1 pseudogene is annotated in these 491 nt (G+C 71.5%); it reads right to left on the bottom strand.

Features of this window, described 5'->3' with window-relative positions:
* Window positions 1-202 precede the first annotated feature (202 nt).
* Window positions 203-491 (bottom strand): annotated as a pseudogene (locus KN815_RS44500) (methyltransferase domain-containing protein); the annotation flags it as partial.

The following is a 491-nucleotide window of genomic DNA, read 5'->3' as shown; positions in this document are numbered from 1 at the left end:
GTGGCCCGCCTGGAGGCGGGCCGAGCGGCGGCGAACGGGCGGTAGGCCACGAGCCGTTGAGGCCATGAGCCGATAAGGCCACCGGAGCCGGCGCCGGGAAACACCCACCCTCACCCCCCGGCGGCGGCTCCGGATCTCAAAGGGGGCGGCACCTTGTGCGGAGGTGCCGCCCCCTTCAATCGTTCCTCAGCCGAGTTGTCTGTCAGCCGAGGGGTGCGTCGGGTGAGCGGAGCCAGAGCCGCTGTCCGCCGGGGGACACGGTCAGCCCGAAGTCGCCGGGGTCGGGGCTGCCGTCGTTCACGTATGCGGTGTGCACGGCGGTGGCCTCGTCCCACAACTGGCGTGGGCCGTACTGCCACACCTCCTCGTGGGTGACCGTGGCCGCCGACCCGTTCCGATCGTGGAGCCAGATCTGATATCTGCCGTCGGGTGCTCCGTCGGCCATGACCACGCCCGGCAGTTTCGCGCCCGCGTAGAGCGCGAAGCCGAGG

Source organism: Streptomyces niphimycinicus (assembly GCF_018883605.1).
Taxonomy (GTDB): Bacteria; Actinomycetota; Actinomycetes; order Streptomycetales; family Streptomycetaceae; genus Streptomyces; species Streptomyces niphimycinicus.
The sequence above is the reverse complement of the archived record's forward strand: the minus strand, read 5'-3'. Positions and strand labels throughout refer to the sequence as shown.